This is a genomic window from uncultured Pseudokineococcus sp., assembly GCF_947499845.1.
Classification (GTDB): Bacteria; Actinomycetota; Actinomycetes; order Actinomycetales; family Quadrisphaeraceae; genus Pseudokineococcus.
This window is the reverse complement of record NZ_CANMPM010000004.1, coordinates 72,381-94,944: the sequence shown is the minus strand read 5'-3', so window position 1 is coordinate 94,944 and position 22,564 is coordinate 72,381. Positions and strand designations below refer to the sequence as shown.

General features: G+C 75.5%; 16 protein-coding genes and 1 tRNA gene. 11 read left to right on the top strand and 6 right to left on the bottom strand.

Features of this window, described 5'->3' with window-relative positions; genetic code table 11:
* Positions 1–32: 32 nt before the first annotated feature.
* Positions 33–398 carry an HGxxPAAW family protein gene (locus Q0789_RS05460; protein ID WP_298802923.1) on the top strand — a complete coding sequence of 122 codons (366 nt, stop codon included), beginning with the start codon at positions 33–35 and terminating at the stop codon, positions 396–398.
* A gap of 86 nt (positions 399–484) precedes the next feature.
* Positions 485–847, top strand: coding sequence for a DUF2752 domain-containing protein (locus Q0789_RS05455; protein WP_298802921.1), 363 nt, complete (start codon positions 485–487; stop codon positions 845–847).
* A gap of 169 nt (positions 848–1,016) precedes the next feature.
* Here Q0789_RS05455 and Q0789_RS05450 read toward each other — a convergent pair whose 3' ends face one another.
* Entirely contained in the window at positions 1,017–1,589 is a 573-nt protein-coding gene (locus Q0789_RS05450) for a DUF4190 domain-containing protein (protein WP_298802919.1), read from the bottom strand.
* A 453-nt stretch (positions 1,590–2,042) separates the two neighbouring features.
* Between Q0789_RS05450 and trpC the strand changes: the two genes are divergently transcribed.
* From trpC to lgt, 4 genes are read left to right on the top strand one after another with little or no spacing between them, the layout of a single operon-like run.
* On the top strand, positions 2,043–2,873 hold the full coding sequence (trpC, locus tag Q0789_RS05445; protein ID WP_171203804.1) for an indole-3-glycerol phosphate synthase TrpC: 831 nt from the start codon (positions 2,043–2,045) through the stop codon (positions 2,871–2,873).
* Complete coding sequence (trpB, locus tag Q0789_RS05440) at positions 2,870–4,339, top strand: tryptophan synthase subunit beta (protein ID WP_298802914.1); 1,470 nt, start codon at positions 2,870–2,872, stop codon at positions 4,337–4,339. The genes trpC and trpB overlap by 4 nt, the downstream gene beginning before the upstream one ends.
* A gap of 59 nt (positions 4,340–4,398) precedes the next feature.
* On the top strand, positions 4,399–5,157 hold the full coding sequence (gene trpA / locus Q0789_RS05435; RefSeq protein ID WP_366917653.1) for a tryptophan synthase subunit alpha: 759 nt from the start codon (positions 4,399–4,401) through the stop codon (positions 5,155–5,157).
* Positions 5,154–6,200, top strand: coding sequence for a prolipoprotein diacylglyceryl transferase (gene lgt / locus Q0789_RS05430; protein ID WP_298802911.1), 1,047 nt, complete (start codon positions 5,154–5,156; stop codon positions 6,198–6,200). The genes trpA and lgt overlap by 4 nt, the downstream gene beginning before the upstream one ends.
* Positions 6,201–6,423: 223 nt before the next feature.
* Here the strand turns inward: lgt and Q0789_RS05425 are convergent, their stop codons facing one another.
* Positions 6,424–8,748 (bottom strand): HNH endonuclease signature motif containing protein, encoded by a 2,325-nt coding sequence (locus tag Q0789_RS05425; protein ID WP_298803309.1) that lies wholly within the window; start codon positions 8,746–8,748, stop codon positions 6,424–6,426.
* A 434-nt stretch (positions 8,749–9,182) separates the two neighbouring features.
* Between Q0789_RS05425 and gltB the strand changes: the two genes are divergently transcribed.
* The 3 genes from gltB (at position 9,183) to pyk (ending at position 16,929) form a co-directional block, all read left to right on the top strand.
* Positions 9,183–13,805, top strand: coding sequence for a glutamate synthase large subunit (gene gltB, locus Q0789_RS05420; protein WP_298802909.1), 4,623 nt, complete (start codon positions 9,183–9,185; stop codon positions 13,803–13,805).
* Complete coding sequence (locus tag Q0789_RS05415) at positions 13,798–15,291, top strand: glutamate synthase subunit beta (protein WP_298802907.1); 1,494 nt, start codon at positions 13,798–13,800, stop codon at positions 15,289–15,291. The genes gltB and Q0789_RS05415 overlap by 8 nt, the downstream gene beginning before the upstream one ends.
* Positions 15,292–15,438: 147 nt before the next feature.
* On the top strand, positions 15,439–16,929 hold the full coding sequence (gene pyk / locus Q0789_RS05410) for a pyruvate kinase (protein WP_298802905.1): 1,491 nt from the start codon (positions 15,439–15,441) through the stop codon (positions 16,927–16,929).
* Positions 16,930–17,208: 279 nt separating this feature from the next.
* Here the strand turns inward: pyk and Q0789_RS05405 are convergent.
* Positions 17,209–17,282: transfer RNA gene (locus tag Q0789_RS05405), tRNA-Leu, on the bottom strand.
* Positions 17,283–17,371: 89 nt separating this feature from the next.
* On the opposite strand from Q0789_RS05405, the gene Q0789_RS05400 reads away from it, so the two are divergent.
* Together Q0789_RS05400 and Q0789_RS05395 are read left to right on the top strand one after the other, a co-directional pair.
* A complete protein-coding gene (locus Q0789_RS05400; RefSeq protein ID WP_171202049.1) occupies positions 17,372–18,031 on the top strand; it encodes a response regulator in 660 nt (219 codons plus the stop codon).
* Positions 18,032–18,244: 213 nt separating this feature from the next.
* Positions 18,245–19,594, top strand: coding sequence for an ABC transporter substrate-binding protein (locus Q0789_RS05395; RefSeq protein WP_298802900.1), 1,350 nt, complete (start codon positions 18,245–18,247; stop codon positions 19,592–19,594).
* A gap of 194 nt (positions 19,595–19,788) precedes the next feature.
* On the opposite strand, the gene Q0789_RS05390 is transcribed toward Q0789_RS05395, so the two are convergent.
* From Q0789_RS05390 to Q0789_RS05380, 3 genes are read right to left on the bottom strand one after another with little or no spacing between them, the layout of a single operon-like run.
* Positions 19,789–20,565: an ABC transporter ATP-binding protein gene (locus Q0789_RS05390; RefSeq protein WP_298802898.1), complete on the bottom strand. Its 777-nt coding sequence runs from the start codon at positions 20,563–20,565 to the stop codon at positions 19,789–19,791.
* On the bottom strand, positions 20,562–21,578 hold the full coding sequence (locus Q0789_RS05385; protein ID WP_298802895.1) for an ABC transporter ATP-binding protein: 1,017 nt from the start codon (positions 21,576–21,578) through the stop codon (positions 20,562–20,564). Before Q0789_RS05385 ends, Q0789_RS05390 begins: the two co-directional genes overlap by 4 nt.
* Positions 21,568–22,563 (bottom strand): branched-chain amino acid ABC transporter permease, encoded by a 996-nt coding sequence (locus tag Q0789_RS05380; protein ID WP_298802893.1) that lies wholly within the window; start codon positions 22,561–22,563, stop codon positions 21,568–21,570. Before Q0789_RS05380 ends, Q0789_RS05385 begins: the two co-directional genes overlap by 11 nt.
* Position 22,564 lies beyond the last annotated feature (1 nt).

Sequence of the window (22,564 nt, the reverse complement as noted above, 5' to 3'; positions counted from 1 at the left end):
CAGGGCCGTCCGGGCCGGTCGAGGAGGGCCCTATGGCCGAGCGCACGCAGGACCGCGACACCCAGTCGGACACCCAGCCGGACACGAGGCACCAGCCGCAGCTGCCCCCGCACACGGAGGACCACGGCCACAGCCTCGCCGCGTGGGTGGGTGTGGGCATCGTCATGCTCGGCTCCCTCGTCGGCTGCCTCGCCGTCGTCTTCACCGTGTGGTGGCTGCTGGCCGTCGGCTTCGTCGTCATGGCCGTCGGGCCCGTCGTCGGGATCGTCCTCGCCAAGATGGGCTACGGGGCCGGCACGCCCGAGCAGTCCTCCGACGAGCCGGGCGACGAGCCCCACCACGGCCCGGCCGGGCGCTCGGGCGAGTCGGCGTCGACGACGGCCAACGGGCCCCGCTGAGCCCGCGGCTCACGCCGGCCCCGTCCTCCTCGAGGGGCCGGGCGCCGGGAGTGCCGCGCCGCTGGCCCCCGCTCGTCCTCGGGGCGGTGGGGGCCGCGTCGCTGGCCGCCGTCGCGCTGCGCGACCCGCACGTGCCGGGCAGCTGGGGCACCTGCCCCGTCCTGCTGCTCACCGGCCTGCCGTGCCCGGGCTGCGGCGGGCTCCGGGCCGTGTCCGACCTCCTCGCCGGTGAGCCGCTGGCGGCCCTCGGCAGCAACGCCCTCGCCGTCGCCCTCGTCGTCGGGGGAGCTCTCGTGTGGGCGGCCTGGACCGCGGCGGCCCTGCGTCGGCGGCCGCTGCGCCTGGTCGACGCCGTCACGGACCGGCGGGCCGTCCTCGGGGTGACCGCGCTGGCCGTCTTCGCGGTCGTCCGGTGGCTGCCCGGTGTGGAGGCGGTGCTCGGGCCCTGAGGCCGCGCCCACCCGGGCTCGGCGCGCCAGCACCGCCCCTGCGCCAGCACGACGGCACGAGGCGCAACCGCTCCAGGCACGACGGAGGGCCCGGACCACATGGTCCGGGCCCTCCGTCGTCGGTGCGCGGGTGACGCGCGCTCGCCCGGGCCGGGCGGCGGCGCAGCCCTCAGCCGAAGAGGCTCTCCGTCTGGTCCTGGACGCACTGCTCCTGCTCAGCCCCCGTGAGGCCCTGGCACTGCTCGGCGATGTCGCCGAAGAAGCTCAGACCCACCGCGAAGAGGACGATGCTGAGGATGCCGAGGACGAGGGAGACGATCGACAGGACGAGGCCGGTCGTCGCGACGCCGCCGTTCGTCGCCTCTCCGCGCTTCACGCGCCGGCGGGCGCCCACGCCGAGGACGATGCCGACGACGCCGATGACCACGGCCGGGATCCCGGCGAGGAAGATGCCGACGCAGACGGACAGCAGGGCGACGATGCCGACGACGAGCGCCGCGACGCCGAGGCCGTTGCGCGGCTCCTGGTGCGGCTCCCCGCCGTAGGGGGAGGCCGAGGCGTCGCCGCCGTAGCGGGCCGGCTCGCCGTACCCGCCGCTCGAGGGGCGGTCGTACCCGCTGCCGTCGCCGGAGGACTGGCCGTAGCCGGGCGCGGCGTCGCCGTAGCGGGGCGGCTCCGGCGGGCGGTCGCCCGCCGGCTCCTGGCCGTAGCGCGGCTGGTCGGGGTCGCTCGGGGTGCTCACGTCTGGCCTCCTGGCTGGGCCCGTGGGGCCCGTCGTCGGGGGTCGGCGGTCGGCCGGCTCGCCGCCGTCCTGCGGCGGTGCCCCGCCGCTCGGGGCGGTCGTCCGACGCTATCGGCGCTGCGCCCGCACCGCGCGGCGCGCGCGCCGGGGGACCCGCACGAGTGCTGCCGGTCCCCCGCACGAGCAGGACCGGACGCCGGCGGGTCCGGACGGGGCCACGGCGCACCCCGTCGGCGGCAGGGCGGGGGCGCGGGAGCGCGGCGGGCCACGCACTAGAGTCCTGCGCGGCAGGACGGATCGACCCGACCGGTGCTCGGGCCGCGGCGCCCACCCTCCGGTGCAGCCACCACGGACCCGGTGGTACACGCCGGAGCGGTGACGGCTCGCGGACCAGGACGGCGTCGGCCGAGGACGACCGGAGCAAGCACAGCGTCGAAGCGGAGGAGCCCTCACGTGAGCGTGCTCGACGACATCCTCGCCGGGGTCCACGCCGACCTCGCCGGGCGGCAGGAGACCACCTCGCTCGACGAGCTGAAGGAGCGCGCGTCCCGCCGCCCCGGCGCCCTCGACGCCGTCGAGCGGCTGCGCCGGGTCGACGGCGACGAGGAGCGCGGCGCGGTGAAGGTCGTCGCCGAGGTGAAGCGCTCGAGCCCCAGCAAGGGGGCCCTGGCCGCGATCGGCGACCCGGCCGGCCTGGCGCGCGACTACGAGGCCGGGGGCGCCGCCGTCATCAGCGTCCTCACCGAGCGTCGCCGCTTCGGCGGCAGCCTGGAGGACCTCGACGCCGTGCGCGCGGCCGTGGACGTCCCGGTCCTGCGGAAGGACTTCGTGACGACCTCCTACCAGGTGTGGGAGGCGCGGGCCCACGGCGCGGACGTCGTGCTGCTCATCGTCGCCGCCCTGGAGCAGCCCGCGCTCGTGTCCCTCGTGGAGCGGGTGCACTCCCTCGGGATGACGGCGCTCGTCGAGGTGCACGACGTCGAGGAGGTCGCCCGGGCCGTCGACGCCGGCGCTCGGGTCATCGGGGTCAACGCGCGCGACCTGCGGACGCTGCACGTCGACCGCAGCACCTTCGCCGCCGTGCGCCCCGCGGTCCCGGCCGGCGTCGTCGTCGTCGCCGAGTCGGGCGTCCGGGGCTCCCACGACGTCTTCGACTACGCCCGCGCGGGCGCCGACGCCGTGCTCGTCGGCGAGGCGCTCGTGACGGGCGGCGACCCCCGCGCCGCGGTGGCGGACCTCGTCGCCGCCGGCAACCACCCCTCGACCAGGGCAGGACGCGCATGAGCACGAGCACACCGCCCCGCGCGGGCACGGCCACCGGGCTCCCCGAGGGCGCGGCCCTCTCGAGCGCCTCAGGGCCCTACTTCGGCGAGTTCGGCGGGCGCTTCGTGCCCGAGGCGCTCGTCGCGGCGCTCGACGAGCTCGACGCGGCCTTCACGCAGGCGTGGGCCGACCCCTCGTTCCGGGCCGAGCTCGACGAGCTGCACCGGACCTACACGGGGCGGCCGAGCATCCTCACCGAGGCGCCGCGCTTCGCCGCCCACGGGGGCGGGGCGAGGGTCTTCCTCAAGCGCGAGGACCTCAACCACACGGGCTCGCACAAGATCAACAACGTGTTGGGCCAGGCGCTGCTCACCAAGCGCATGGGCAAGACGCGCGTCATCGCCGAGACGGGCGCGGGCCAGCACGGCGTCGCGTCGGCGACGGCGGCGGCGCTGCTCGACCTCGAGTGCGTCGTCTACATGGGGGAGCGCGACACCGAGCGCCAGGCGCTCAACGTGGCGCGGATGCGGCTCCTCGGGGCCGAGGTCGTGCCGGTGCGCACCGGCTCGCGCACCCTCAAGGACGCCCTGAACGAGGCGATGCGCGACTGGGTCGCCAACGTCGACGACACCCACTACCTGCTGGGCACGGTCGCCGGCCCGCACCCTTTCCCGACGATGGTGCGCGAGCTGCACCGCGTCATCGGCGAGGAGGCGCGGGCGCAGGTGCTCGAGCGCGTCGGCCGCCTCCCGGACGTCGTCGTCGCCTGCGTGGGCGGCGGATCGAACGCCATGGGCATCTTCCACGCCTTCCTCGACGACGCCGACGTCGCGCTGCTCGGGCTCGAGGCGGGCGGCGACGGCGTCGCGACGGGCCGGCACGCCTCGTCCATCACCGGCGGGGCGCCGGGCGTCCTCCACGGCGCCCGCTCGATGCTCCTGCAGGACGACGACGGGCAGACGGTCGAGTCGCACTCGATCAGCGCGGGGCTGGACTACCCGGGCGTCGGCCCGGAGCACGCGTGGCTCGCCGCCACCGGCCGGGCGCAGTACCGCCCCGTGACGGACGACGAGGCGATGCAGGCGATGCGCCTGCTGTGCCGCACCGAGGGGATCATCCCCGCCATCGAGACGGCGCACGCCCTCGCCGGTGCGCTGGAGGAGGGCCGCCGGCTCGGGCCGGACGGCGTCGTCCTCGTCAACCTGTCCGGGCGCGGCGACAAGGACGTCGACACGGCCGCCCGCTGGTTCGACCTCGTCAGCGACGAGGACCTCGTCGCGGCCGAGGACGTGCGCACCGACCGCGCCGACGACGGGGTGCACGCCGGTCCCGACGTCGTCGCCGGCGGCGAGCCGCGGGACGAGGGCGTGCCGGAGCAGGGGCCCGGCTCGAGGACCGACCGCGGCGACGCCCCGGTCGACGGCTCGGCCGACGGTCCGGCCGACGACGGGGCCGAGGCCCCCACGGGCGCCCGGGGCGACCGGTGACCGCCGCCGTGACGACGCCCGGCGCGGCCGGGACGGGGTCGAGCCGCACCGGCGCCGCGATCGACGCCGCGCGGGAGCGGGGCGGGGCGGCCCTCGTGGGCTACCTGCCCGTGGGCTTCCCGGACCTGGCGACCTCGGTGGAGGCCGCGCGGGCGATGGTCGCGGAGGGCGTGGACGTCGTCGAGCTCGGGCTGCCGTACTCCGACCCGGTCATGGACGGACCGGTCATCCAGGCGGCCGCCCAGGCCGCCCTGGAGGGCGGCTTCCGGGTGCGGGACGTCCTCACCGCCGTCGAGCAGGTGGCGGCCACGGGCGCCGCCGTCCTCGTCATGACGTACTGGAACCCCGTGGTGCGCTACGGCGTCGACGCGTGGGCGCGCGACCTGGCCGCGGCCGGGGGAGCGGGGCTCATCACGCCCGACCTCATCCCCGACGAGGGGCAGGACTGGCTCGAGGCCTCCGCCGCGGCGGACCTCGACCGCGTCTTCCTCGTCGCGCCGTCGTCGACCCCGCAGCGCCTCGCCAGCACGTCGGCGGCCTGCCGCGGCTTCGTGTACGCGGCCTCGACCATGGGCGTCACGGGCGTGCGCGCCTCGGTCGGCGGTGACGCCGAGCGCCTCGTGCGGGACACCCGCGCCGCGGGCGCCGAGCGCGTGTGCGTCGGCCTCGGGGTCTCGACGGCGGACCAGGCCGCCGAGGTGGCCGGGTTCGCGGACGGCGTCATCGTCGGGTCCGCGCTCGTGCGCGCCCTCGGCGACGGCGGTGTCCGCTCGGTGGGCGCGGTCGCCGCCGACCTCGCGGCGGGGGTCCGCCGGTGACCGGCACGGCCCTGGCCGGGGGGAGCCTCGCGTCGGCGGTGCTCACGGCGATCCCGAGCCCTTCCCAGGGCGTGTGGCACCTGGGCCCCGTCCCCATCCGCGCCTACGCGCTCGCGATCATCCTCGGCATCGTGCTCGGCGTCGTCATCGGCGAGAAGCGCCTTCGCGCGCGCGGCGGTCCGCCCGGGGCGGTCGTGGACATCGCGGTGTGGGCGGTGCCCTTCGGCATCGTCGGCGCCCGGATCTACCACGTGCTCTCCTCGCCGGACGCCTACTTCGGCGAGGGCGGCGACCTCGTGCGCGCCCTGTACGTCTGGGAGGGCGGCCTCGGCATCTGGGGCGCCATCGCGGGCGGCTTCGTCGGGGCCCTCGTGGCGATCCGGCAGCTGGGCCTGCGGCTCGGCGTCGTCGCGGACGCGCTCGCGCCGGGTCTCCTCGTCGCCCAGGCGGTGGGGCGCTTCGGCAACTACTTCAACCAGGAGCTCTTCGGCCGCCCGACGGACCTGCCCTGGGGCCTGGAGATCGACCCGGCGAACCGGCCCGCCGAGTACGCCGACGCCGCCACCTTCCACCCGACCTTCCTCTACGAGTCGCTGTGGTGCCTGGTGGCCGCGGGCCTGCTCCTGCTCCTGGAGCGGCGCCTCAAGCTGGGGCACGGCCGCGTCTTCCTCACCTACGTCCTGCTGTACGTCATCGGCCGCGGCTTCATCGAGACGCTGCGCGTCGACCAGGCGGAGGTCGTCGGAGGGCTCCGGCTCAACGTCTGGACGTCCGTCGTCGTCGGTCTCCTCGCCGTCCTCGGCCTGCTCGTGAGCTCGCTGCGGCACCCCGGGCGCGAGGCGACCGCACTGCGCGACCCGGCGCCCGCCGAGGCGTCCGCCGCGGCCGAGACGGAGGCCCTCGACGCGGGGGCCGAGCCCGAGGACGCCGCCGCCGAGGGAGAGCGCGCCGCGGCCCGCGCCCGGGCCAGCGCGTCCGGCGCCTCCGAGGACGACGTGGCCACCGAGGCTGACGACGACGCGGGGCGCGACCGGCGCGAGTGAGCCGCCGGCCCACGGGTCGGGCGCGCACGCGGCGGTCCCGGCCGACGTCGCGCCCTGCCCTCCGGCGCCTGGACGGCCGGCGACCGGAGGCCCTCACCCGTTACCACCCGAGCGGGGGCGAGCCGACGGGCCGGCGCAGCAGTCAGCAGCTCGGGGGCTCGCCGCGAGCGCCCTCGCGCTGCGCGCGGCCCGGCGGGCCGCGCTCGACCCACCGACCGGGTCGTCAGTACGGCGGTGGGTGGTCGTCGCCCCATCCGCCTGCTCGGTCAGCCGGAGGCGTCGGGTCGCCGTCGGGGCGACCGTCACCGGCGCCTCCGCCCTCGCCGTGCAGGGCGTCGTGCCGCTGACGGCCGGTCTCGGCGTGCTGCCGGGCGAGCTCGGCGTGGAGGCGGTCGAGGTCGTGGGCGGCGCTGTCGCGGTGGGGGTAGCGGGGTCGGCCGAGGAGGTGGTCCTCGAGGGCGGAGGCGGCCGCGTCGTCGGCCTCGGTCTGCGCGCGGTGGTCGTCGGTGGTGCGGGGCGCCGGTCGCGGCAGCAGGGGCTGCGCCGGGACGTCCACGACCTGGCCGAGCGGGGTGGTCCAGGTGAGGGAGGGGTCGGTGGGGTCGTCGGAGGTCGGGACGGCGGTCCATCCGTGGTGGTGCTTGGCGAGGTGGTGGCGCCGGCAGAGGACGTCGAGGTTGCACGGGCACGTCGGTCCGCCGGTGGCGTGGGGGGTGCGGTGGTCGAGGTCGCAGCGGGTGGCGGGCATCCGGCAGCCGGGGGCCTGGCAGCGGGGTGAGCGGGTGCGCACCCAGCGGGCGCAGGCGTCGGTGGGCGTGTAGGGGCCGGGTCCGCCGGTCGCGGCGGCGTAGGAGCAGGCGGACCGTCGGGCGGCGTGGCGCAGCGAGGTGTGCCGTGAGGTAGGTGAGGAGCTCGGTCCCGGTCCCGGTCCCGGTTCCGGTCCCGGCGGAGGCGGCGACGGCGCTGCGGCTGCGGGAGTCACGTCAGGCGTCAGCGATGTCAATGGTGGCGCGGGGTCGTCCGGTCCGTCGGGGGTGTCGACGCGCACGGTGATCGCCGCTGTGCGGCCGCGTCGGGCGGCTGCGCTCCATGGGCCCTTCCGCGGTGGGGCGGGTGGCGACGTCGCCGTCGTCGTCGTGGTCCTGGTGGTGTTGGGGTCGAGGGTCAGCAGGTGGCCGTCGAGGCCGACGAGGTGGCCGGTGACCGGTGCGGTCAGGGCGCGGCGGAAGCGGTGCCCGGCGGCGAGGAGCTCGGCGACGGCCACGGCCGGGACGGGTCCGAGGGTGGGGTGCTGGGCAGGGTCGTCATCCAGCCCCAGCAGGCTGGACAGGGCCACGGTGACCTGCGGGCCGTGAGGGCTGCGCGCCCGGGACGTGGCCGTGCCGATGGCCGAGGCCGACTGCCCGGTCCCGGCGGCGTCCGCACCGGCCGTCGCCCCGCCGCGAGCACCCGCACGGGCATCAGCGCCGGCGACCAGATCGGTGGTGCTGGCCGGGTCGGTGGTGGCGAGGTCGACCAGGGCGTCGAAGCGGCGCGCGTCGATGCCCCGCCGGTCGGGCAACCCCGCGGCGGCACCGTCGCCCAGGGCGAGGGGGTCCAGGCCGGCGGTGGTCGCGGCGTGCGGGTCGGTGCGCCCGTGCTCCCCGGCGCGGGCCCGGGCGGTGGTCGTCAGCCGCTCGAACACGCACGCCAGGTCCATGACCGGGCCCGTCGCGACCAGCTGGGCCATCCCGTCCTCCACGGGGAACAGGCGCACGCCGCGGGCGCAGGTCGCGCGCCGCACCCGCCGGCGCACCGCCTGCGGGTCGGTCGTCGCCACGAGGTGACGCACGCGGGCCCGCAGTGCGGGGACGGTGAGGGGGCCGAGGTCGTCGGCCAGGGCCGCGTCGACCTTCGCGGCGTGCACCGGGGACAGGGCGACGGTCTCCTCGGCGACCAGGCGGGAGCGCTGGGGGTCGATCCGCCCGGCCTCCAACGCCGCCAGCGTGACCGGCAGCCGGGTGGTGACCGCGAGGGCCTCGGCGACCAGGTCCTGCGCCCGGCGCAAGGGCACGACCAGCGCGACCGCCAGCTCGGCCGCGGCGGCCTCGAACGCCACGCCCACGTCCCGCCCCGACCCCGACGTCGGCCCGGGCGCCGACCCCGGGTCAGACCCGGGGCCAGACCACGGGTCGGAGCCCCCATCCCGCACCGCGACACCGACCGCACCCGTCCCGCGGTCACCGGCGCCGGACCCGCCGCCGTCGGCCAGCGGCGCCGCCGGCCCACCCGACACCGACACCTCGTCCACCAGCGCGGCGACCTGCCGCAGCAGCCCCGCCCACGCCACCGACCGCGCCGCCTCCAGCGCGACCACCGCCTGCACCCGGCCCAGCGCGCCGGCGCGCACCGCCGACCGCACGCGACCGGCCTCTCGCACGAGCTCGGAGGCGCCGCCGTCCTGGTCCCCGGCAGCACCCGTCGCGTCAGGGGCGCCGGCGCCACGAGCGGCGCGAGGCGAGGCGGACGGCAGGACGGCGTCGTCCCCCTCGCTCCCGCTCACGCCCATCTCGAACACGTGTACGAGGCTAGGGGCGGGGTCCGACAGCGCCGCGCCGGTCCCGTGGTCTGTGGACGAGACCCCGCTCCACCGTCCTGTGCGCAGCCACCGGACACCGCTCGACGGACCGGCTCGCGCCACCGGCCCCGGAGCTGCGCGCGCCCAGCTCAGCGCGAGCGGCGTCCGGCCTCCCTGCGACGTCGCGTCACGACCGGGTGGGCACGCCCGACCCCGGCATCACGCCGCGATCACGTCACGGTCACGACCCGGTCACCGCGCCGACGGTGGTCTCGCGGGGTGGATCGACCGCCGGGGCGCCGCGGCCCCCGGTGTACCTTCTCCCGACCCGGGGCCGACGACGTCCCCTCCCGTCCCCCGTCCCGCCGGCCCGCCGGCGGGGCACGTCGACCGCCCCGGCGGTCCCCGTGAGGATGGTGCGACGCATGACGACGACCTCGCAGATCAGCCCGCAGGACCAGCACGAGAACCCGGCGCCCGGACCCCGCGCCGTCGCCGTCCCGGCCCCGCAGGGCCTCTACGACGGGCGCCACGAGCACGACGCGTGCGGCGTGGCCTTCGTCGCGACGCTGCGCGGCGAGCCGGGCCACGACATCGTCGACGCCGCGCTCACCGCCCTGCGCAACCTCGACCACCGCGGCGCCGTGGGCGCCGAGGTCGACACCGGTGACGGCGCCGGGATCCTCACGCAGGTCCCCGACGACCTCTTCCGCGCCCTGGCGGAGGAGGAGATGGGCGTCGAGCTCCCGCCCAAGGGCGCCTACGCCGTCGGCATCGTCTTCCTGCCCGCCGAGGACGACGCGGCGGCCGAGGCCGTGCGCCGCGTCGAGGCCCTCGCGGAGGAGGAGGACCTCGCCGTCCTCGGCTGGCGGGACGTGCCCGTCGCAGCCGAGCTCGTCGGCGCCACCGCCCGCGCCACGATGCCGCGCTTCCGGCAGCTCTTCGTCGCCGGCCGTGGCGCGCGCATCACGGGCATGGCCCTCGAGCGCCGGGCCTTCTGCCTGCGCAAGCGCACGGAGCGCGAGGTCGGCGTCTACGTCGCGTCGCTCTCGTGCCGCACCATCACCTACAAGGGGATGCTGACGACGGGCCAGCTGGAGCCCTTCTTCCCCGACCTGTCGGACCGGCGCTACACGACCGAGCTCGCCGTCGTGCACTCGCGCTTCTCGACCAACACCTTCCCGTCGTGGCCGCTGGCGCACCCGTTCCGCCTCATCGCCCACAACGGCGAGATCAACACCGTCCAGGGCAACCGCAACTGGATGCGGGCGCGGGAGAGCATGCTCAGCTCGTCGGTCATCCCCGGCGACCTCCAGCGGATCTTCCCCGTCTGCACGCCGGGCGCCAGCGACTCCGCGTCGTTCGACGAGGTGCTCGAGCTGCTGCACCTGTCCGGCCGCTCGCTGCCGCACGCGATGCTCATGATGATCCCGGAGGCCTGGGAGAACCACGCCTCCATGGACCCGGCCCGCCGCGCCTTCTACGAGTTCCACTCGATGTTCACGGAGGCGTGGGACGGCCCGGCCGACGTCGTCTTCACCGACGGCACGCTCATCGGCGCGGTGCTCGACCGCAACGGCCTGCGCCCCTCGCGGTACTCGATCACCTCCGACGGCCTCGTCGTCCTCGCCAGCGAGACGGGCGTGCTCGACCTCGACCCCGCCACCGTCGTGCGCAAGGGGCGCCTGCAGCCCGGGCGCATGTTCCTCGTCGACACGGCCGCGGGGCGCGTGGTCGACGACGAGGAGGTCAAGGCCGAGCTCGCAGCGGCGCACCCCTACGACGAGTGGCTGCACGCCGGCCTCGTCACGCTCGACGGGCTGCCCGAGCGCGAGCACGTCGCGCACACGCACTCCTCGGTGACCCGCCGCCAGCAGACCTTCGGCTACACCGAGGAGGAGCTGCGCCTGCTCGTCGCGCCGATGGCGCGGGCGGGGGCCGAGCCCATCGGCTCGATGGGCACCGACACGCCGATCGCCGTGCTCTCGGAGCGTCCCCGGCTCGTCTTCGACTACTTCACGCAGATGTTCGCGCAGGTGACCAACCCGCCGCTGGACGCCATCCGCGAGGAGCTGGTGACGTCGCTCGTCACGGGCGTGGGCCCGGAGCAGAACATGCTCGACGCCGGCCCGGCGCACTGCCGCCAGCTCGTCATCCCCTTCCCGGTCATCGACAACGACGAGCTCGCGAAGATCGTCCACGTCAACGCCGACGGCAACCTCCCCGGCTTCCGCTGCGTCCGCGTGTCCGGCCTGTACCGGGTCGACGGCGGGGGAGCGGCCCTGGCGGCCCGGATCGACGAGATCTGCGCCGAGGTGAGCGCGGCCATCGCCGACGGCGCCCGCTTCGTCGTCCTGTCGGACCGCGACTCGGACTCCGTGCTGGCGCCCATCCCCTCGCTGCTGCTCACCGCGGCCGTCCACCACCACCTGCTGCGGGAGAAGACCCGCACCCAGGTCGGGCTCGTCGTCGAGGCGGGTGACGTCCGCGAGGTCCACCACGTCGCCCTGCTCGTCGGGTACGGCGCGGCGGCCGTGAACCCGTACCTGGCGATGGAGTCGGTGGAGGACCAGGTCCGCTCCGGCCACCTCACCGGCATCGCGCCCGAGGACGCCGTCCGCCGGCTCATCTACGCGCTCGGCAAGGGCGTGCTCAAGGTCATGAGCAAGATGGGCATCTCGACGGTCGCCTCCTACCGGGGCGCGCAGACCTTCGAGACCATCGGCCTGTCCCAGGAGCTCGTCGACCGGTACTTCACGGGCACGACGACGCAGCTCGGCGGCGTCGGCATCGACGTCCTCGCCGAGGAGGTCGCCGCCCGCCACCGCACCGCCTACCCCGTCGGGGGCGTGCAGCCCGCGCACCGGCGCCTCGAGGTGGGCGGGGAGTACCAGTGGCGCCGCGAGGGCGAGCACCACCTCTTCGACCCGGAGACGGTCTTCCGCCTGCAGCACGCCACCCGCGCGGGGCGCTACGACGTCTTCAAGCAGTACACGCAGCGGGTCGACGACTCCTCCGAGCGGCTCATGACGCTCCGCGGCCTCTTCTCCTTCCGCGAGGGCGCCCGCCCGCCGGTCCCGATCGACGAGGTCGAGCCGGTCAGCGAGATCGTCAAGCGCTTCTCGACGGGCGCGATGAGCTACGGCTCCATCTCCGAGGAGGCGCACTCCACCCTCGCGGTCGCGATGAACCGCCTGGGCGGGCGCAGCAACACCGGCGAGGGCGGCGAGGACGTCGAGCGCCTGCTCGACCCGGAGCGCCGCAGCGCCGTCAAGCAGGTCGCCTCGGGGCGCTTCGGCGTGACGAGCATGTACCTCACCCACGCCGACGACCTGCAGATCAAGATCGCGCAGGGCGCCAAGCCGGGTGAGGGCGGTCAGCTGCCGGGCCACAAGGTCTACCCGTGGATCGCGCGGACGCGCTTCTCGACGCCGGGCGTCGGCCTCATCTCGCCGCCGCCGCACCACGACATCTACTCGATCGAGGACATCGCCCAGCTCATCCACGACCTCAAGAACGCCAACCCGTCGGCGCGCGTGCACGTCAAGCTCGTCAGCGAGATCGGCGTCGGGACGGTCGCGGCGGGCGTGAGCAAGGCGCACGCGGACGTGGTCCTCATCTCCGGCCACGACGGCGGCACGGGCGCCAGCCCGCTGACGTCGCTCAAGCACGCGGGCGGGCCGTGGGAGGTCGGGCTGGCCGAGGCGCAGCAGACGCTGCTGCTCAACGGCCTGCGCGACCGGATCACGGTCCAGGTCGACGGCCAGCTGAAGACGGGCCGCGACGTCGTCGTGGCGGCGCTCCTCGGCGCCGAGGAGTACGGCTTCTCGACGGCGCCGCTCGTCGTCTCCGGCTGCATCCTCATGCGCGCCTGCCACCTCGACACGTGCCCCGTCGGGATCGCGACGCAGAACCCCGAGCTGCGGGCGCGGTACGGCGGCAAGGCCGACTTCGTCGTGAGCTTCTTCGAGTTCGTGGCGCAGGAGGTGCGCGAGCACCTCGCGGCGCTGGGCTTCCGCTCGCTCGACGAGGCCATCGGTCGCAGCGACGCCCTCGACGTCCGCCGCGCCGTCGACCACTGGAAGGCCTCCGGGCTCGACCTCGGCCCGGTCCTGCACCAGGTCGAGCTGCCCGAGGGCGCCTCGCGCCGGCGCACGACGAGCCAGGACCACGGCCTCGAGAAGGCCCTCGACCACCAGCTCATCGCGATGTCCCGCGACGCCCTCGAGCACGGCACGCCGGTGCGGGTCGCGAGCGCGGTGCGCAACGTCAACCGCACCGTCGGCACGATGCTCGGCCACGAGGTCACCCGCCGCTACGGCGAGCAGGGCCTGCCCGACGGCACCGTCGACGTGATCCTGACGGGCAGCGCCGGCCAGTCCTTCGGCGCCTTCCTGCCCCGTGGGGTCGTGCTGCGCCTCGTCGGGGACGCCAACGACTACGTCGGCAAGGGCCTGTCGGGCGGCCGCGTGGTGGTCCGCCCCGACGACGCCGCGCCCTTCCCGGCGCAGGACAACGTCATCGCCGGCAACACGATCGGCTACGGCGCGACGTCGGGGGAGATGTTCCTGCGCGGCGTCGTCGGGGAGCGCTTCTGCGTCCGCAACTCCGGCGCCATCGCCGTCGTCGAGGGCGTGGGCGACCACGCCTGCGAGTACATGACCGGTGGCACCGTGCTCGTTCTCGGCGGCACCGGCCGCAACGTGGCGGCGGGCATGTCCGGCGGCACGGCGTACGTGCTCGACCTCGACGAGGCCGAGGTCAACCAGGCGGCCGTGCGCAGCGGGGAGCTCGGGCTGCACCCGCTCGACGAGGCCGACCGGGTGCTCGTGGCCGACCTGCTCGTGCGCCACCGCGACGAGACCGGGTCGGAGGTCGCGGCCGCCCTGCTCGAGCAGGGCGACGCGGGCCTGGACCGCATCACCAAGCTGCTGCCCCGGGAGTTCTCCCGCGTGCTCGCCGTGCGGGCGCAGGCGGCCGAGGAGGGGCTGGACCTCGACGGCGACGTCGTCTGGGGCCGGATCGTGGAGGCGACGACGCATGGCTGACCCGAAGGGCTTCCTCACCCAGCGCGAGCGCGAGCTGCCGCAGCGCCGCCCGGTGGACGTCCGGATCATGGACTGGCGCGAGGTCTACGAGAAGCAGGAGGAGGGCGCGCTGCTGCGGCAGGCGGGCCGCTGCATGGACTGCGGCATCCCCTTCTGCCACCAGGGCTGCCCGCTGGGCAACCTCATCCCGGAGTGGAACGACCTCACGTGGCGCGGGGACTGGGCCGAGGCCGTCGAGCGGCTGCACGCGACGAACAACTTCCCCGAGGTGACGGGGCGGCTGTGCCCGGCGCCGTGCGAGAGCGCCTGCGTCCTCGGCATCAACCAGCCGCCGGTGACGATCAAGCAGGTCGAGGTGTCGATCGCCGACCGGGCCTTCGCCGAGGGGTGGGTCGTCCCGCAGCCCCCCGACCGCCTGACCGGGCGCACCGTCGCCGTCGTCGGGTCCGGCCCCGCGGGCCTGGCCGCCGCGCAGCAGCTCACCCGCGCCGGCCACACCGTGGCCGTCTACGAGCGCGACGACGCCATCGGCGGGCTGCTCCGGTACGGCATCCCCGAGTTCAAGATGGAGAAGGACCTCCTCGACGCCCGCCTGGCCCAGATGGCCGCGGAGGGGACCCGCTTCCGCCCGGGCACACCCGTCGGCGGCAGCGCCCCGGGCGCCGTGTCGGGCGCGGCGCTCGTCGCCCGCTACGACGCGGTGCTCCTGGCGGTCGGCGCCACGGCGCCCCGCGACCTGCCCGTGCCCGGTCGCGACCTGCCCGGCGTCATGCCGGCGATGGACTACCTCGTGCCCGCCAACCGCGCCGCCCGCGGCGCGGGGGAGGGGCCGGAGGGCCGCGACGTGCCCGGGGAGCTCGACGCCCGCGGCCGCGACGTCGTCATCATCGGCGGCGGCGACACGGGCGCCGACTGCCTCGGCACGGCCCTGCGCCAGGGCGCCCGCTCGGTGACGCAGCTGGCCCACGGGCCGCAGCCGCCCGCCGAGCGGTCGGCGGGCGAGCCCTGGCCCGTCGACCCGCGCCTGTTCGAGGTGACGAGCGCCCACGAGGAGGGCGGCGACCGCCGCTTCACCGCTTCCACCACCCGCTTCGTCGCGGGGGAGGACGGCCGGGTCGCGGGCCTGGAGATCGTCCAGGCCGAGCGCGTGGGCCGCGAGGTGCGGCCGGTCCCGGGCACCGAGGAGGTGCTCGACACCCAGCTCGTCCTCATCGCCACGGGCTACACGGGCCCCGAGCGCGGCCCGCTGCTGGACGAGGTGGGCGTCGACCTCGACGAGCGCGGCCTCGTCGCCCGCGACGGCTCGTACGCGACGTCGGTCCCCGGCGTCTTCGTCGCCGGTGACGCCGGCCGGGGGCAGTCGCTCATCGTCTGGGCCATCGCGGAGGGCCGCGCCGCGGCGGCCGCGATCGACGCCCGGCTCTCCGGGCGGCCCAGCACGCTGCCCGCCCCGGTGCGCCCGACGGACCGGCCGCTCGTCGTCTGACGGGCCCTCGACGGACGTCCGCCCGCCCCCGCGTCGCCACCCCCCGCGTCACCGGGCGGCGCGGGGGCGGCGCTCCGGCGCGCCGGGCCGTCCCACGGACGGCCTCGCCCGCCGTGGCGGGGTGCCCGGCTCTGTAAGGTGCGTCACATGCGCCGCGCCAAGATCGTCTGCACCCTCGGCCCCGCCGTCTCGACCCCCGAGCAGCTCCGCGAGCTCGTGGACGCGGGCATGGACGTCGCCCGCTTCAACCTCAGCCACGGCTCGCACGCCGAGCACTCGGAGCGCTACGAGGCGGTGCGCCGCGCCGCCGAGGAGGCGGGGCGCCCGGTCGCGGTGCTCGTCGACCTGCAGGGCCCCAAGATCCGGCTGGGCCGCTTCGCGAGCGGGCCGCAGGCGCTGCCCGTGGGCCACGTGCTCACCATCACCACCGAGGACGTGCCGGGCGACGCGACCCTCGTCTCGACGACGCACGAGGGTCTGCCGGGCGACGTCTCGCCGGGCGACCGCATCCTCGTCGACGACGGCAAGGTGACCCTGCGGGTCACCGGCGTCGAGGGCCCGCGCGTCGTCACCGAGGTCGAGGTGGCGGGCGTCGTGTCGGACAACAAGGGCCTCAACCTGCCCGGCGTGGCGGTCGGCGTCCCGGCGCTCTCCGACAAGGACGTCGAGGACCTGCGCTGGGGCCTGCGGGCGGGCTGCGACCTCGTGGCGCTGTCCTTCGTCCGCGACGCGGCCGACGTCGAGGGCGTCCACCGCGTCATGGACGAGGAGGGCCGGCGGGTCCCGGTCATCGCCAAGGTGGAGAAGCCGCAGGCGGTCGACAACCTCGAGGCCGTCGTCGACGCCTTCGACGGCGTCATGGTGGCCCGCGGCGACCTCGGCGTGGAGCTGCCGCTCGAGCAGGTGCCGCTCGTGCAGAAGCGCGCGGTCGAGCTGTGCCGCCGCGCGGCCAAGCCGGTCATCGTGGCGACGCAGGTGCTCGAGTCCATGATCTCCGCGCCCCGCCCGACCCGGGCCGAGGCGTCGGACTGCGCCAACGCCGTCCTCGACGGCGCCGACGCGATCATGCTCTCGGGCGAGACGAGCGTCGGCCAGTACCCCTTCGAGGCGGTGCGGACGATGGCGCGCATCATCGAGAGCACCGAGGACCACGGCCTCGACCGGATCAGCCCGCTGGGCACCAACCCGCACACCACGGGCGGTGCCATCACGCGGGCCGCGCTCGACGTGGGCGTCAACCTCGACGCCAAGCACCTCGTCGTCTTCACGACGACGGGCGACTCCGCCCGGCGCATGTCCCGCCTGCGCTCGGAGATCCCGCTCATCGTCTTCACGCCGGAGCCCTCCGTCCGCGCGCAGCTGTCCCTCACGTGGGGCGTGCAGACCTTCCTCATGCCCTACGTGACCCACACCGACGAGATGGTCCTCGCCATGGACGAGGTGCTCCTCGAGAGCGGCGTCGCGCAGGAGGGCGAGCTCGTCGTCGTCGTGGCCGGGGCGCCCCCGGGCATCCCCGGCTCGACCAACGCGCTGCGCGCCCACCGCATGGGCGACGCCGTCAACGGCGTCACGCAGGCCTACCGGGAGACCCGCCGCGACACGAGCGCCCGCCAGCTCGGCGCCCCCGACGCCGGCTGACGCCACCCTTCGACACCACCGGCCCTCCGACAGCACCGGCCCACCCGGTCACCGACGTGACCGGGTGGGCCGTCGCCGTCCGAGCGGGCCCACGGGCCGGTGAGGCGCGCAGGCGGGGGGCGGTCGGTGGGGCGGCACGTTAGGCCCGACGTCCCGGCGGGGCCACTGCCCCGCGGGGACGTCGGAGCCAGTGCCGTCGCACCGACCGCCCCCCGCCGTCCCGGCCCGACCACGACGGGCCCGACCGCACGAGCGGCGGGCCCAGCGGGCCGCGAGAGGTGCCCCGGGTGGGACTCGAACCCACACTGCGTGGATTTTGAGGCCACTTCCTCTGCCGGTTGGGATACCGGGGCGGGCCGGGCGGTCGGGGCCGTGGGGCCGGGACGGACGCGCTGCGGCGGCCCGGGCGTCGTCGCCCGGATGCGCGGATAGGGTAGCCGACGTGAGCGAGCAGCCCCCCAGCCCCGAGGCCAGCAGCGGACCGACCACGGGAGCGGAGGACGTCGACGTCCCCCAGGGTCCGCGTCGGCGCGTCGTCGTCGCCGAGGACGAGGCGATCATCCGCCTCGACGTGGTGGAGACGCTGACGGAGGCGGGCTTCGACGTCGTCGGGGAGGCGGGCGACGGAGAGAGCGCGGTGCGCCTCGTCGAGGAGATGACGCCCGACCTCGTCGTGATGGACGTGAAGATGCCGGTGCTGGACGGCATCTCGGCCGCGGAGCGGATCGGGCGCTCGGGCCGGTCGGCGGTCGTCCTGCTCACGGCGTTCTCGCAGAAGGAGCTCGTGGACCGGGCGCGCGACGCCGGGGCGATGGCGTACGTGGTCAAGCCCTTCACGTCGGCGGACCTCCTGCCGGCCGTGGAGATCGCGCTGAGCCGCCACGCGGAGCTGCGGGCCCTCGAGGACGAGGTGTCCGACCTCACCGAGCGGTTCGAGACCCGCAAGAGGGTCGAGCGGGCCAAGGGCCTGCTCATGCAGCAGATGGGCCTGTCCGAGCCGGAGGCCTTCCGCTGGATCCAGAAGACGTCGATGGACCGCCGCCTCACGATGCGCGAGGTGGCGGACGTGGTGCTGGAGCAGGTCGGCGGCGGCAGCCGCTGAGGACGCCGCCGGGCCGCCGCGGGGGCGGCCCGGCGGCCCGGCGCGAGCGGCCTGCTCGTGCAGCGGGTCACGGTGCGGCGGAGCCAGGGTCACGATGGGGTGACGACGCGGCGGATCGGTCCGGGCCCGGCCCGTGGGGGGCGCCCGTCGAGTACGGTCCGGCTCACCTACTGGACCTCAGCGCTCAGCCGCTGGGACGAAGGAGAGCCCTGCATGAAGCGAACCACCCTGGCGCGGCGGTCCGTCGCCGTGGCCGGCATCGCAGCCCTCGCCCTCACCGGGTGCGGTGACGACGGCGGGACCGACGACGGCGCGGCGCCGGCCGCCTCGGGCGAGCCGAGCGCGAGCTCGTCGTCGTCCGACGACGCCGCCGCGGGCTCCGAGGACTGCGAGCCCGAGACCCCGCCGGAGGCGGAGGGCGACGGCGTCCTCACCATCGGCTCCGTCCTGCCGCAGACCGGCAACCTGGCCTTCCTCGGCCCGCCGGAGTTCGCCGGCGTCGAGCTGGCGGTGCAGGAGATCAACGAGGCCGGCGGCTACAACGGCCAGGACGTCGCCTACGTCGAGGGCGACTCCGGTGACACCAACACCGACATCGCCTCGTCGACGGTCCAGCGGCTCCTGTCCGCGAACGTCGACTCGATCATCGGCGCGGCGTCCTCGGGCGTCTCCTTCACCATCATCGACGCCATCACCGGCGCCGGGGTCGTGCAGATCTCGCCGGCGAACACGGCGCCGGACTTCACCTGCGCGAGCGACTCCGGCCTGTACTTCCGCACGGCCCCCTCGGACGTGCTCCAGGGCCGCGTGATGGGCGACCTCGTGATCGGCGACGGGTACCTCGACGTCGGCATGATGGCCATCGACGACCCGTACGGCACGGGCCTCGCGGCCAACGTGCAGGAGGCGGTCGAGGCCGGCGGCGGCAGCATCGCCGGCGGTGACCCGATCATCTACAACCCGCAGGCGCCGAACTACAGCGCGGAGGTCGCCCAGCTCGCGGAGACGAACCCGGAGGCCATCGTCCTCATCGGCTTCGACGAGTCGCTGCGCGTCATCCCCGAGCTCATCTCCCAGGGCATCGGCCCGAGCGAGGTGCCGCTCTACCTCGTGGACGGCAACCTGGCGAACTACAGCGACGACGGCCTCGAGCCGGGCGCGCTCGTGGGCACGAAGGGCACCCTGCCCGGCGCCGCCTCAACGGGTGACTTCCAGGAGCGCCTGCTCGCCGTCGACCCGTCGCTGGCGGACTTCAGCTACGCGCCGGAGTCCTACGACGCCGTCATCATGACGGCGCTGGCGGCCATCGCGGCCGGCGACGACAGCGGGGCGAGCATCGCCTCGCAGCTGCCGGCGGTCAGCCGCGAGGGGACGGAGTGCTCGGGCTTCGTCGAGTGCCGCGACCTGCTCGAGGCCGGCGAGGACATCGACTACCAGGGCGTGTCCGGCCCGGTCGAGTTCTCGGACCTCGGCGACCCGACGGAGGCCACCATCGGCATCTACTCCTACGTCGAGGACAACAGCTACGTGAACGACTCCTACGTGGAGGGCTCGCTCGACTGAGCCGACCCGCTCCACGCCGTGGAGCCGCACCACCGGAGCCCCGGTCCCCCGCTGCGGGGGGCCGGGGCTCCGCCTCGTCCGGGGTGCGCCCCGGCCGGGAGGGCGGCCGCGGCGCCGGGGCCCGGACGCGACGACGCCCGGCCCCCCTGGACGGGGGACCGGGCGTCGACCGCGGCGGGGCGTCGGACGGCGGCTCAGGAGCCGGCGAGCGTGCCCAGGTAGAGCTGGATGACCTTCGGGTCCTGCGCCAGCTCGCGGCCGGAGCCGCTGTAGGCGTTGCGGCCCTGGTCGAGGACGTAGCCGCGGTCGCAGATCTGCAGGCACCGGCGGGCGTTCTGCTCGACCATGACGACCGAGACGCCGGTGCGGTTGATCTGGCGGGTGCGGATGAAGACCTCGTCCTGCAGGGCGGGGGACAGGCCCGCCGACGGCTCGTCGAGGAGCAGCACGCGCGGCTCCATCATGAGCGCCCGGCCCATCGCGACCATCTGCCGCTCGCCGCCGGACAGCGAGCCGGCGCGCTGGTTGCGCCGCTTGCCGAGGGTGGGGAAGAGGTCGACGACGGCCTCGAAGCGCTGCGAGAAGCGCTTGGGGGCCTGGTAGAGCCCCATCTCGAGGTTCTCGGCGATGGTGAGCGAGGGGAAGACGTTGTTCGTCTGCGGCACGAAGCCGACGCCCCGGCGCACGAGCTTGTCGGCGCCCATCCCGGTGATGTCGTCGTCCCCGAGCCGGACCGTGCCCTTCCGGATCTTCACGAGGCCGAACATGGCCTTGAGGAGCGTCGACTTGCCGGCGCCGTTGGGGCCGATGATCGCGACGAGCTCGCCCGGCTGCACGTGCAGGTCGCAGCCGTTGAGGATGTCGACGCCGGGCAGGTAGCCCGCCACGAGCTCGTCGGCGCGCAGCACCGCTCCCTCCGCGGCCGCGACGTGCGCGCTGCGGTCTCCCGTCGTCGTGCTGCTGGCGCTCATCGTCCGACCTCCTGGTCGCGCTCCCGCTCGAGCTCCGCCTCGGCGGCGGCGATCTGCTCGGCCTCGTCCTCCTCGGTCAGCGGGGCGTCGTGGTGGCCCCCGAGGTAGGCGTCGATGACCGCCGGGTCCGCCATGACGGCGTCCGGGGGACCCTCCGCGACGACGGTGCCCTGGGCCATGACGACCACCCAGTCCGAGATGTCGCGGACCATGTCCATGTCGTGCTCGACGAAGACGACCGTCATGCCCTGCTCCCGCAGGTCCTTGACGTGCCCGAGGAGCGACTGGGTGAGCGCCGGGTTCACCCCGGCCATCGGCTCGTCGAGCATGACGAGCCGCGGCTCGGTCATGAGGGCGCGGGCCATCTCCAGCAGCTTGCGCTGCCCGCCGGAGAGGCTGCCCGCGAAGTCCTCGCGCTTGGCGTCGAGCTTGAAGCGCCGCAGCAGCTCGTCGGCGCGCCGCGTGTTGGAGTCCTCCTGGCCGCGCCACACCCGCCGGAACATCGCCGACAGCAGCCGCTCGCCCACCTGGCCGGTGGCGCCGAGGCGCATGTTCTCGATGACGGTGAGCCGCGAGAGCGCCTTCGTCAGCTGGAAGGTGCGGACCATGCCGCGACGGGCGACGCGGTGCGCCGGCACCCGGGCGAGGCTGCGGCCCTCGAAGGTCCACGAGCCCTCGTCGGGCCGGTCGAACCCCGTGAGGAGGTTGAAGAACGTCGTCTTGCCGGCGCCGTTGGGCCCGATGAGGGCCGTGATGGCGCCGCGCTGGAACTCCACGTGCTGCACGTCGACGGCCGTGAGCCCGCCGAAGCGGCGCACGACGCCGTCGGCGACGAGCACGGGGTCGGGCTTGGGCGCCCCCGGCACCCGGGGGACGTCGCGGAGCACCTCACGGGCGGCGAGGGCGCGCGGCCCGGGACCCGGGGCGGTGGCCGGGTGGCTCCCGCCGTGGCCCTCGTGGGGGGCGCCCTCGTCGAGGTCGGTCAGGTCGGGGCGGTTCTCGTCAGCGGGCATCGATCGCCAGCTCCCTCCGGTCGCCGAAGATGCCTTGCGGCCTGAAGATCATGAGCAGCATGAGCGCGAGCCCGACGAGCATGAAGCGCACCTGGCCCACCTGGGTGGACGACATCAGCCAGTCGGGGACGTAGCCGGCGCCGACGGCCTGCACGAGCACGTTCTCGATGAGGACGAGCGCCACCCAGAAGATCGCCGCGCCGACCACGGGCCCGAGGACGCGCGCCGCGCCGCCGAGCAGGAGCACGGTGTAGACGAAGAACGTCAGCTCCGTGCCGTAGAGGTCCGGCTGCACCGAGGCGCGGCCGACGCCGAAGACGAAGCCGGCCAGCGCGCCGATGACGCCGCCGATGACGAGCGCCTGCATCTTGTAGGCGTAGACGTTCTTGCCGAGGCTGCGGACGGCGTCCTCGTCCTCGCGGATGCCCTTGAGCACGCGGCCCCAGGGGCTGCGCATGAGCAGGAAGACGACGAGGCAGCACACGGCCACCAGGACCCACCCGACGACGAGGATCCACGCCAGCCGTGCGCCGAAGACCCAGGGCCCGAAGCCGTAGGACTGCCCGGGGGTGAAGGGGTTGAGGTCGTAGAACCCCTCGGCGAAGCCGGAGAGCCCGCTCGAGCCGCCGGTCTGGTCGCGCAGCGTGGCGCTGCGGACGGTGAGGCGCACGATCTCCGCCGCGGCGATGGTGGCGATGGCGAGGTAGTCGGCGCGCAGGCGCAGCGTCGGGATGCCGAGGAGCACCGCCAGCAGCACCGCGGCGACGAGGCCGACGACGACGCCGAGCCAGAAGGGCAGCCCGAGCACGGTCACGGTGACGGCGATGCCGTACGCCCCGACGGCGACGAACGCCGCCTGCCCGAAGTTGAGCAGGCCGGCGTAGCCGAACTGCACGTTGAGCCCGATCGCCGCGAGGGCGTAGATGACCGTCTCCAGCCCGATGGCCGCGCGGGCGGTGTTGCCGAGGATCGAGGACCAGTCCACG

What these genes read in the sequence shown, in the direction of transcription:
- trpB (WP_298802914.1), top strand. Translation starts at nt 2,870, where the DNA reads ATGAGCACGAGCACACCGCCCCGCGCGGGCACGGCCACCGGGCTCCCC.
- gltB (WP_298802909.1), top strand. Translation starts at nt 9,183, where the DNA reads ATGACGACGACCTCGCAGATCAGCCCGCAGGACCAGCACGAGAACCCG.
- Q0789_RS05385 (WP_298802895.1), bottom strand. Translation starts at nt 21,578, where the DNA reads ATGCCCGCTGACGAGAACCGCCCCGACCTGACCGACCTCGACGAGGGC.
- pyk (WP_298802905.1), top strand. Translation starts at nt 15,439, where the DNA reads ATGCGCCGCGCCAAGATCGTCTGCACCCTCGGCCCCGCCGTCTCGACC.
- Q0789_RS05415 (WP_298802907.1), top strand. Translation starts at nt 13,798, where the DNA reads ATGGCTGACCCGAAGGGCTTCCTCACCCAGCGCGAGCGCGAGCTGCCG.
- Q0789_RS05390 (WP_298802898.1), bottom strand. Translation starts at nt 20,565, where the DNA reads ATGAGCGCCAGCAGCACGACGACGGGAGACCGCAGCGCGCACGTCGCG.
- Q0789_RS05460 (WP_298802923.1), top strand. Translation starts at nt 33, where the DNA reads ATGGCCGAGCGCACGCAGGACCGCGACACCCAGTCGGACACCCAGCCG.
- Q0789_RS05395 (WP_298802900.1), top strand. Translation starts at nt 18,245, where the DNA reads ATGAAGCGAACCACCCTGGCGCGGCGGTCCGTCGCCGTGGCCGGCATC.
- Q0789_RS05425 (WP_298803309.1), bottom strand. Translation starts at nt 8,748, where the DNA reads ATGGGCGTGAGCGGGAGCGAGGGGGACGACGCCGTCCTGCCGTCCGCC.